General features: G+C 67.8%; 8 protein-coding genes and 1 pseudogene. 6 read left to right on the plus strand and 3 right to left on the minus strand.

What is annotated here, in order from left to right; all coding sequences use genetic code 11:
- Both EQG76_RS19265 and EQG76_RS19270 read right to left on the minus strand, forming a co-directional pair.
- On the minus strand, positions 1–878 hold an 878-nt coding region (locus EQG76_RS19265), incomplete at its 3' end, for a hydantoinase B/oxoprolinase family protein (RefSeq protein WP_200840946.1).
- 3 nt (positions 879–881) lie between these two features.
- Positions 882–2924, minus strand: coding sequence for a hydantoinase/oxoprolinase family protein (locus EQG76_RS19270; protein ID WP_159715979.1), 2043 nt, complete (start codon positions 2922–2924; stop codon positions 882–884).
- A gap of 254 nt (positions 2925–3178) precedes the next feature.
- On the opposite strand from EQG76_RS19270, the gene EQG76_RS19275 reads away from it, so the two are divergent.
- Positions 3179–3601, plus strand: a complete 423-nt coding sequence (locus tag EQG76_RS19275) for a cupin domain-containing protein (protein ID WP_159715980.1) — start codon at positions 3179–3181, stop codon at positions 3599–3601.
- 130 nt (positions 3602–3731) lie between these two features.
- Here EQG76_RS19275 and EQG76_RS19280 read toward each other — a convergent pair whose 3' ends face one another.
- A complete protein-coding gene (locus tag EQG76_RS19280) occupies positions 3732–4403 on the minus strand; it encodes an HAD-IA family hydrolase (RefSeq protein ID WP_200840947.1) in 672 nt (223 codons plus the stop codon).
- Positions 4404–4642: 239 nt separating this feature from the next.
- On the opposite strand from EQG76_RS19280, the gene EQG76_RS19285 reads away from it, so the two are divergent.
- The 5 genes and pseudogenes from EQG76_RS19285 to EQG76_RS19305 form a co-directional block, all read left to right on the plus strand.
- Positions 4643–5428, plus strand: a complete 786-nt coding sequence (locus EQG76_RS19285; protein ID WP_159715981.1) for a 5-oxoprolinase subunit PxpA — start codon at positions 4643–4645, stop codon at positions 5426–5428.
- Positions 5429–5470: 42 nt separating this feature from the next.
- Positions 5471–5713, plus strand: a complete 243-nt coding sequence (locus tag EQG76_RS19290) for an acetyl-CoA carboxylase (protein ID WP_159715982.1) — start codon at positions 5471–5473, stop codon at positions 5711–5713.
- 4 nt (positions 5714–5717) lie between these two features.
- Complete coding sequence (locus tag EQG76_RS19295) at positions 5718–7100, plus strand: acetyl-CoA carboxylase biotin carboxylase subunit (protein WP_159715983.1); 1383 nt, start codon at positions 5718–5720, stop codon at positions 7098–7100.
- Positions 7101–7103: 3 nt separating this feature from the next.
- Positions 7104–7979: a 5-oxoprolinase subunit B family protein gene (locus tag EQG76_RS19300; RefSeq protein ID WP_159715984.1), complete on the plus strand. Its 876-nt coding sequence runs from the start codon at positions 7104–7106 to the stop codon at positions 7977–7979.
- Positions 7969–8219, plus strand: a pseudogene (locus EQG76_RS19305) (allophanate hydrolase); the annotation flags it as partial. The gene EQG76_RS19300 and the pseudogene EQG76_RS19305, both read left to right, overlap by 11 nt.

Below are 8219 nucleotides of genomic sequence, written 5' to 3' on the forward strand. Positions count from 1 at the left end.
GAGAACGTCGAGCCGAAGGCCGAGTTGTAGAGCGTGCCGATGCAGGGATGCGAGCCGGTGAAGTCGTAGATGACCTCGTCGCCCTTGATGGTGAGCTTCACCTTGATCGGGATCATGCCCTCGCCGCCGGCGGGATCGCGGTCGATATAGTCGACCGTCTCCCAGGAGCCGTCCGGCAGGGCGGCGATGCGCTGGCGCGTCGCGCGCTCCACGTAGTTCTGCACCTCGCGGAAGCCTTCAAGCACGGTGTCCTTTCCGTACTTGTCGACCAGCCGCAGAATCTCGCGCTCCGCGACACGGGTGGCCTCCGCCTGGGCGTGCATGTCACCGATCACGGATGCCGGGTCGCGGGTGTTGGCGGCGATCATGTTGGCGACGTCGTGGCAGAACCGGCCGCCGTCATAGATGCGCACCGGCGTGATCCGGATGCCCTCCCGGAACATGTCCCGGGCGGACACGTCGAAGGAGCCGGGCACGCTGCCGCCCACGTCCGACCAGTGGCCGTTCGACTGAGCGTGCGCGATCACCTCGTCACCGACGAAGATCGGCCGGATCACGCGCACGTCGGAAAAATGGGTGCCGCCCGCATAGGGGTCGTTCACCATGTACACGTCCCCAGGCTTCATCTCGTCCTTGAAGACCCGGATCGCGTCCTTGGCGGTGTAGTGTAGCGTGCCGACATGGACGGCGATGTCGAAATTGCCCTGCGCGATCGAGTCGCCGTTGGCGTCGTTCAACGCGCTGGAGAAGTCGCGGTTGAAGATCACGAACGAGTAGCAGGTGCGCAGGACCTGCTCGCCCATCTGGTCAACGGTGGTGATGAAGGCATTCTTCAGCACCTCGAAGGTGACGGGATGAAGGGAGCCGAACTCGTTCATGGATCAGGCCTCCTGGATCTTCAGGATGAGGTTCAGCCACTTGTCGACATGGGCAGTCACGCCGGGCGGGACGACGGTGGTGGAATCGAGCTGGTCGATGATCGCCGGGCCAGGGACGTCGAGGCCCGCTGGCAGGTCCGGGCGCCAGTAAACCGGCGTGTCGACCGGAGCGTCGGTCTCGTCGAAGTCGACCGGACGGCGCGACCGCGGCTCGGGCAGGCCGCCGCCCGGCTCATGCTCGGCAAGGTTGGCCTTGGGCGTGGTGCCGACCGCCACCAGGTTCAGGCGGTACAGCCCGACCGGCGCCTCGTCGCGGCGAAAATTATACTCGCGCTCGTGCAGAGCGTGGAACGCCTTGACCGCATCCTCGATGGCACCGATCGGCGACGGGACCGGCACGCTCAGCGAGCGCCACTGGCCCTGGTACATCATGTCGATCGAGCGGGTGAGCGTCATGCCGTCCTCCGGCACGCCGTCGCGGGCTAGGAGGTCGCGCGCCTCCGCCTCCAGGGCGGCGAATCGCGCCTCGATGTCGGCGGTATCGGCCTTGGCGGCCGGGACCAGATAGCTCTGGGCCAGGTCGTGGCGGATGTCGACGAGCAGGCAGCCCAGTGCCGAGGTGACGCCCGGGTTCGGCGGCACGATCACGGTCGGGATGGAGAGCTCCTTGGCCAGCGCCACGCCGTGGAGCGCACCGGCACCGCCGAATGCCACCAGGGCGAAGTCGCGCGGGTCGTAGCCGCGGCTGATCGAGATCAGGCGCACCGCATCGGCCATGTTGGCGTTGGCGACGCTCAGGATCGCCTTGGCGGCCTCGTTGGTGGACAGCTTGAGCGGCTGGGCGACGCCGGTCTCGACCGCGGTGACCGCCAGCTGCTTGTCCAGATGAATCTCGCCGCCGGCGAGCTCGGTGCCGAGCCGGCCCAGCGTCACGCTGGCATCGGTGTTGGTCGGCACGGTGTTGCCGTTGCCGTAGCAGCAGGGACCGGGATTGGCGCCGGCCGATTGCGGGCCGTTGTGCAAAGCACCCGCGGCATCGATCCAGGCGAGCGAGCCGCCGCCGGCACCAATGGTCAACACCTCGATGGACGGGAAGCGGATCGGGTAGCCGAACTGGATGTGCCAGTCCTTGGTGACCCGGCTGACCCCGTCCCAGACCAGCGACACGTCGGCGCTCGTACCGCCCATGTCGACGCCGATCGAGTTGCGGTAGCCGCACAGCATGGCGATGTGGCGGCTGGCGATGGCCCCCGCGGCGATGCCCGAGCCGGCGAGACGGCCGGCATAGTCCTTGGCGGTGGCCGCGGTCATCACGCCGCCGCCGGAATGGAGCAGGAGCAGGTCGCTCTTCAGCCCGCCTTCCTTCAGCCGGTCACTCAGGCGGCCGATATAGTTGCCCACGACCGGGCGCAGGATCGCGTTGACCACGGTGGTGGAGAAGCGCTCGTGCTCGAAGATCTCGGGCAGCACGTCGGACGAGGTCGAGACCGCGACGCCGGGCAGTTCCTCTTCCAGGATCTGCCGGGCACGCTGCTCATGGCTCGAGTTGACGAAGGCGTTGATGAAGCATACCGCCACCGCCTGGACCTTGCGGGCGCGCAGCACGCGGGCGACCTCGCGCACCGCAGCCTCGTCCAGCGGCGTCACCACGTTGCCATCCGCGTCGATCCGCTCCGGCACGGTCAGCCGGTCGCGGCGGCGGATATAGGGCCGGGCCACGTCCTTGTAGACGTCCCAGAGGTCTTCCTTGTTAGCGCGGCGGATCTCGATCACGTCGCGGAAGCCCGCGGTGCAGACCATGGCGGCGGGCGGCAGGCGGCGCGTGATCAGCGCGTTGGTGGCCACCGTGGTGCCGTGGGAGAACAGGGCGACATCGGCGAGGTCGATGCCGGCGTCCTTCACCCCCTTGAGCACGCCGTCGATCGGATCGGGCGTGGAAGGTGTCTTCACCACCCGCAGCTCGCGGGTCTTCTCGTTCAGGATGCAGATGTCGGTGAACGTGCCGCCGATATCGACGGCGATGCGCAGGCTCTGGCCCGTGGTCATTCTTCGGAGATCCCCCCTCGTGGCGCTGGCCGGTATCCCGGCAACCTTCGTGCCATGAACGGAGTTAGCGGCAGACGGCGGCCAAGTCAGCCGCCGTGATCACGGCTTTCGGGTCCGGCAGAAGGCTTGGCCGCGCGAATGACAGAACCGCTCGTCCTCGCCCCCACCCATCCATCGCCTTGACACTCCGATCAACTGAGTATGGATTTCTCTATTCGCCTGCATCCTGCATGCGAACAGGGAGGAGGACCATCATGAACGACACTAGTCGGAGGTCTGCGCTCGCACTCGGTCTGACAGTAGCCGCAGCGACGCCCCTGAATGCTCTGGCCCGTCCAGCTGCAGCCGCCATGTATGGGCCAGACGAAGGCAAGGAGTATCATCCAGGCGTACGGGTCATCATGCTTGGCAAGCGGGCCTCCATGATCCCGGCCTACACGGCCATTCAGCTGTCGGATACGGTGTTCCAGCCTGGCTCGACTTGGCCAGACGAGGCCATGCCCAACGACATGGTCTGCACCGTGATCGAAGGGGAGCTGGAGATCACCCAGGGAGACATGAAGTTCACGTGCAAGGATGGCGACGTCTATTCTTGCGGGAAAGGCACGCACGAAGCAGCCATCAACAAGGGTACCGTCGCAGCGGTCATGCGCGTGATCGACCTGTTGCCAGCCTGATGCGCACCGGGCGCCCTGCACATGAATGTGCCCTGGGAACGGGCAGGACAGGTCGCCCGGCAAGTATTCTGTATGTCTTTGGTCCGGTGCCACGGCCGGAACTTGCCCGGCCGTGGCACCGGATGGCTGCCTAGACAGCCGCCACGAGTTGCAGAGCACCAGACGGCGTCGTCTCGGCGCGCAGACCGTCGAAGCCTGGCACGGCTGGATGAGCGGTCGCGGCGGGATGGGTGTGCGTGGCCGTGATCACGACCACGGCGGCACCGGCCGCCTCGGCCGCTTCGATTCCGGCCGGGGCGTCCTCGAACACCAGGCAGTCGCGGGCGGGAAAGCCCAGTCGCTCCGCGCCGAGCAGGAAGCAGTCGGGGGCGGGCTTGCCCTGTGTGATGTCCTCGGCCGTCACCATGCGCGGCGGGGCGGACAGGCCGGCGGCTTCCAGGCGTCGCCTCGCCAGCGGCAGGGGCGAGGAGGTGACGATCGTCCAGCGCTCGGGCGGGAGGGCCGCCAGGAAGGTGGCGGCACCGTCGATCGCGTGAACGCCGCCGACATCCTCGATCTCGGCCTTAGTGATCCAGTCCGCCTCGACCTCGGGATCGACGCCGGGCAGGTTCAGCCGCCGGATCGTGTCCACCGCGCGCTTGCCGTGCATGGTCGGCAGGAAGGCCTCGACATCGAGCCCGTGGCGGCGCGCCCACCTCCCCCAGACCCGCTCTGCGGCAGCGATCGAGCTGAGCACCGTCCCGTCCATGTCGAACAGGAAGGCGGCGAACTCCCGGTGGGGGAACAGCGGACGCAGGGTCAAGGCATGGCTCCGGCCTGGCAAGGTCGCGCGGAACCTGCCCCAAGCGGCGGCGGGCCGCCAGCCATGGCGATGCCGGCGGCGCCACAGGCATCTTGACCATGCCCGAACCTTGCGCATCGTGCTCACGCCATTGGCAGTCCGCGCGCCACCCGGTGCAGCCAGTTGCGCCCGGCGGCGCGGCAGGGCCATCTTCGGGAAGCGCCGGCCTGTCCGGCACGGGCCGTGCATGGGAGGGCGCCATGACCTATCGCAGCAAGATCGACATCAATTGCGACATGGGCGAGGCGTTCGGCCAGTGGCGGCTCGGCGAGACCGACGACGCGCTGCTGTACCCGCTCATCACCAGCGCCAATGTCGCGGCCGGATTCCATGCCGGCGACCCCAACCATATCGACCGCTCGGTGCAGCTGGCCAAGCAGCATGGCGTGGGGCTGGGCTCGCACCCGGGCTATGGCGACCTGCAGGGCTTCGGGCGGCGGACGATCAAGGCGCCGCCTGCCGAGCTGGTCAACGACATCGTCTACCAGATGGGCGCGGTCGAGGCGTTCGCCCGGCGGCACAAGGTGCCGATCCAGCACGTGAAGCTGCATGGCGGGCTCGCGGTCGATTCGGCGGTCGACGAGGCGCTCTCCCATGCGTTCATCGACATGTTGCGCGAGCTGGCCCCCGACCTGCCGGCCTATGGCATGCATGCGGCGGTAACCTGCAAGATCGCGCAGGAAAAGGGGCAGCCCTATGTGCGCGAGTTCTATGCCGACCGCGCCTATGACCGCTCCGGGCGGATCGTGTTCGTGCGCTCGGCACAGCGGCCGGACCCCGAGGCGCTGGCGGCGCGCGTGGTGAAGGCCTGCCAGGAAGGCACGGTCGAGACGGTGGATGGCGAGACCATCGAGCTCCCGTTCGAATCGATCTGCTTCCATTCCGACACGCCTGGTTCCTACGACGTGATCAGGGCGATCCGGGCCGCACTCGACCGGGCCGGGATCAAGGTGGTCCCGCTGCCCGAGGTGCTGGCCGCTTCCTGATTCCCCAAGCCCCGAACTCCCGAGCAAAGAAGAAGACCAGACATGGCGACCAAGCAGATCGTCTCGCCGCTGCCCGGCACGTTCTACCGCAAGCCTGCCCCGAACCAGCCGCCGTTCAAGGAAGTGGGCGACACGGTCGCGGTGGGCGACGTGGTGGGCATCGTCGAGGTGATGAAGAGCTTCAACCAGGTCGTCGCCGAGGAGGCCGGCACGGTCACCGCGTTCCTGGCCGAGGACGAGGACGCGGTGATGCCGGGCCAGCCGCTCGTCGAACTCGACGGCTAGGACGATGAGCTTCGATTCCATCCTGATCGCCAATCGCGGCGAGATAGCGCTCCGCATCAACCGCGCTGCCAAGGGCCTGGGCCTGAAGGTGATCCAGGCGCACAGCAAGGCGGATGCCGACTCGCTGCCGGTGCGCCTGGCCGACCAGGCAGTCGAGATCGGCCCGGCGCAGGCAGCGAAGTCCTATCTCGCGATCCCCAACATCATCGAGGCGGCCAAGGCCAGCGGGGCCGGTGCGGTCCATCCGGGCTACGGATTCCTGGCCGAGAATGCCGCGTTCGCCGAAGCGGTCGAGGCGGCGGGCATGGTGTTCGTGGGCCCGAAGCCCGAGACCATCGCGACCATGGGCGACAAGGTGAAGGCCCGCGAGGCGGCGGCGGCCGCGGGCGTGCCGGTGGTGCCGGGCAGCGAGGGCCGGATCGAGGGGCTGGAGGCCGCCAAGGCGGCCGCGGCGGCGATCGGCTATCCGCTGCTGATCAAGGCCTCGGCCGGTGGCGGCGGGCGCGGCATCCGGATCGTGCGCAGCGACGAGGAGCTGGCCCAGCAGCTCTCGACCGCCCAGGGCGAGGCCAAGGCGGCGTTCGGCGATGGCGGCGTCTATCTGGAGGCCTTCATCGACCGGGCACGGCATGTCGAGGTGCAGGTCCTGGGCGATGGCAGGGACGCGATCCATGCCTATGAGCGGGAATGCTCGCTGCAGCGGCGGCGGCAGAAGGTCTGGGAGGAGGCCCCCTCGCCTTCCCTGGACGAAGCCACGCGCGAGGAGCTGTGCGCGTCGGCGGTGCGGCTGGCCAGGCATGTCGGCTACCGGGGGGCGGGCACGCTCGAATATCTCTACGACGAAGCTCGGCGCGCCTTCTATTTCATCGAGATGAACACCCGCATCCAGGTCGAGCACCCGGTCAGCGAGATGGTGACCGGGCTGGACCTGGTAGCGGCGATGATCGAGATCGCCCGCGGCAAGCCCTTGCCGGTCACGCAGGACCAGGTGTGCCTGTCCGGCCATGCCATCGAGTGCCGGATCAATGCCGAGGATCCCACGCGCAACTTCATGCCGGGGCCGGGCACGATCAGCGCCTTGCGCGTGCCGGAAGGCCCGGGGCTGCGCTTCGACAGTCATCTGTTCGAGGGCTACCTGGTGCCGCCCTTCTACGATTCGCTGCTCGGCAAGTTGATCGTGCACGGCGCCGATCGCACGGAGGCGCTGGCGCGCCTGACGGGTGCCCTGGACGGGCTGGCGGTGGAGGGCGTGCCGACCACGCGTGCCCTCCATCAGGCGCTGGCGGCGGACCCGGAGGTGCGGGCCGGCCGGTTCGACACGAATTTCCTGGAGCGCTGGCTGGAGGAACGGGCCGGCACGCTCGGCATCGGGGCCAAGGGGGACTAACGCATGGCGACCCGCTATTCCTATGGCGGCGACGAGCACATCTTCGTCGAAGTCGACGAAGAGATGTCGCTGGACGCCTTCTTCAAGTCGCTCTCGATCACCAAGGCGGTGCGGGAAAGCCAGATCAGGGGTGTGACCGAGGTCTGCCCGGCGAATGCGTCCTTCCAGGTCAAGTTCGACCCGGACGTGATCAAGCCGGCCGACATGCTGGCCGAGCTGAAGAAGCTCGAGGACCAGGCGGCCCATGCCGAGGCGGTGATCGACACGCGGATCATCGAGGTGCCGGTCTTCTACGAGGACCCCTGGACGCACGAGACGCTGATGCGGTTTCGCGAGCGTCACCAGGACCCGAATTCGACCGACCTCGCCTATACCGCGCGGATCAACGGCTACGCCTCGAACGAGGAACTGATCCGGGCCCATTCGGGCGCGCCCTGGTTCGTCTCGATGGTGGGCTTCGTCGCAGGATTGCCGTTCCTCTACCAGATGGTTGAGCGGGCCAGGCAGATCGAGTCGCCCAAGTACCTGCGGCCGCGCACCGACACGCCGAAGCTGACGGTCGGCCATGGCGGCTGCTTTGGTGCCATCTACTCGGTGCGCGGAGCGGGCGGCTACCAGATGTTCGGCATCACGCCGATGCCGATCTACGACCCCAGGCAGGAGACGCCTTACCTGCGCGAGTTCATGGTGCTGTTCCGCCCAGGCGACATCGTGAAGTACCGGCCGATCGACCGAGCGGCCTATGACGCGGCGATCGCCGATGTCGAGGCGCACAAGTTCTATCCGACCATGCGCGACGTCCGCTTCGCGCTCGACGAGTTCAAGACCGATCCTGGCGCTTATACCGGCAAGCTGGAGGACCTGCTCCATGGCGTTTGAGGTCAAGAAGCCGGGCCTTGCCACCACCGTCCAGGACCTGGGCCGGCCGGGCTACTACCATCTGGGCATCCCACTTTCTGGCGCCATGGACCAGGAAGCGCTGATCGCGGCCAACCTGCTGGTCGGCAACGACGCGGGTGCCGCCGGCCTGGAGCTCGTGTTCATGGGGCCGGAACTGCTGTTCCGGGACGACGCGCTGGTGGCGGTCACCGGGGCGGAGCTGCCGCCCAAGGTGGATGG

Source organism: Geminicoccus flavidas (genome assembly GCF_009806515.1).
Classification (GTDB): Bacteria; Pseudomonadota; Alphaproteobacteria; order Geminicoccales; family Geminicoccaceae; genus Geminicoccus; species Geminicoccus flavidus.

Excerpts from the sequence above, each read along its gene's own strand:
- EQG76_RS19295 (WP_159715983.1), top strand. The coding sequence starts at position 5,718 with ATGAGCTTCGATTCCATCCTGATCGCCAATCGCGGCGAGATAGCGCTC.
- EQG76_RS19270 (WP_159715979.1), bottom strand. The coding sequence starts at position 2,924 with ATGACCACGGGCCAGAGCCTGCGCATCGCCGTCGATATCGGCGGCACG.
- EQG76_RS19275 (WP_159715980.1), top strand. The coding sequence starts at position 3,179 with ATGAACGACACTAGTCGGAGGTCTGCGCTCGCACTCGGTCTGACAGTA.
- EQG76_RS19300 (WP_159715984.1), top strand. The coding sequence starts at position 7,104 with ATGGCGACCCGCTATTCCTATGGCGGCGACGAGCACATCTTCGTCGAA.
- EQG76_RS19290 (WP_159715982.1), top strand. The coding sequence starts at position 5,471 with ATGGCGACCAAGCAGATCGTCTCGCCGCTGCCCGGCACGTTCTACCGC.
- EQG76_RS19285 (WP_159715981.1), top strand. The coding sequence starts at position 4,643 with ATGACCTATCGCAGCAAGATCGACATCAATTGCGACATGGGCGAGGCG.